A 1,710-nucleotide genomic window follows, 5' to 3' on the forward strand; every position below is an offset into this window, starting at 1 on the left:
AATAAAAAAACTGAAACTCTTACCTGTTCCCTGTTCCCAGTTAAGTGTTCCCTAAAAAGCAGTAAGATTTTTGACACGAATAAAATAGGATTGCTATAGCTAAAGATCGTAATCATTATTTTTCATAAAGTGATGTAGCAATCACTACTAAAATCATAATAAATAAAGTTTAAATAAATCAGAAACTTTAGGATTTTAGGCTGGAGATAGTGAGATAAAATATTAAGTAATAGCTCCCATACCAACTTAATTTGTAATTGGTTTTAGGAGTTAGTCAAAAAACTGTATTTGTTGTAGTTATATATTAATCAGAGGTTAAGCCATGACTAGCATCGTCAAATCTCCCCTAAACAAAGAACAAACTACAACCTGGTTAAGAGGACTAATGACCGTTGCTTATGCTGATGGGGAATTAGATGTGACAGAGAAAGATTTATTTGACCACTTTAGTCACGAAGAGTTTGCTTCTAAAATTGAAATCTCAGAATTACAACCCATTAATCCAGATGATTTAGCTAGGGTACTGGGAGAAAATCCTACCATAGCAGAAAATTTTATGAGAACTGCGGTAATGGTAGCCTTGGCAGATGGAATTTATTCTATTACTGAGGATGACATACTTCATAGATACTGTAACGCTTTAGGACTAAAGGTTAAAGCTTTAGATGCCCTGAGAAAAAATCTGGAAAAAGCCAAGGAACAAGCAACAGAAGATGATTTAGACAGTTGGATTGAAGAAACAGAACATACTGGCACTTTCATTATTCCCCACGACACCGAACATTATCAAACTGTACTCGCTCCGATCAAAGACTGGTTGGATGGATGGGATATCCATGACCCAAAAGTGGCTCACATGGTATGTAAAATGATTCCCCCTCAATGTCCTTTTGAGCGAGATATTGTGATTTTTGGTAAGAAAGTAGCCCACATTCCAGCTATGTGTAAACTTAATCCACTTTACGACCAGTTGGTTGGTATGCGTTTTCGTGCTTTATCTTATTTGGCAGATGAATGTCAGGAGGATGTGTCTAAGTATTGTTGATGAACTGACAAGAAACTTTCTTCCTCTCTTCCTTCTTTTTTCCTATTTCCTACTGACTCCTGAATTCTGACTTCTAGCAAAAAACTGAATCGCCGACAAAGATACGGTCAGGGGTTCTATAGATATATCGAAGCGATCGCTCAGGTGACAAATCACCTCACCCAAATCTCATTGTGTGAAGCTCTAGAAAAAAATGGTGGAATGTGGTGTTGCATCTCCAAAAAAATTGGGATAAGATGTAATCATTGGGGGTTGCTCGCCCTTATTCATGATTTTTTATTCAACTAAAAATCAGCATTACCTCTCAATGATTATATATATGAAGCGATCGCTCAACTGACAAATCAGATCACTCAAATCTCATTGTGTGAAGCTTAAAAAAACGATGGAATTGAGTCTTGTATCGCAATTTTTTTTGAGATACAATATAAGCATTGGGAGTTGCTCGCCCCTATACATGACTTTTTATTCAACAAAAAAAACAGCATTTGGGATAAATGATAAATAGAGATATAGGAGCGATCACTCAACTGACAAATCACCCCACTCAAATCTCATTGTGTGAAGCTTAAAAAAAATAGATGGAATTGAGTCTTGCATCTCCAAAAAAATTGCGATACAATATAAGCATTGGGGGTTTTTCGCCTCTAAGCATGACTTTTTAA

At 36.1% G+C, this 1,710-nt stretch carries 1 protein-coding gene; it reads left to right on the forward strand.

Annotated features, from left to right (window positions below; translation table 11 throughout):
- The first annotated feature begins 322 nt into the window (after nucleotides 1-322).
- Entirely contained in the window at nucleotides 323-1,045 is a 723-nt protein-coding gene (locus F6K13_RS31915; RefSeq protein ID WP_124144603.1) for a Mo-dependent nitrogenase C-terminal domain-containing protein, read from the forward strand.
- Nucleotides 1,046-1,710 lie beyond the last annotated feature (665 nt).

It is taken from the genome of Okeania sp. SIO2B9, assembly GCF_010672505.1.
In the GTDB taxonomy this organism is placed as follows: Bacteria; Cyanobacteriota; Cyanobacteriia; order Cyanobacteriales; family Microcoleaceae; genus Okeania; species Okeania hirsuta.

What these genes read in the sequence shown, in the direction of transcription:
- F6K13_RS31915 (WP_124144603.1), top strand. Translation starts at nt 323, where the DNA reads ATGACTAGCATCGTCAAATCTCCCCTAAACAAAGAACAAACTACAACC.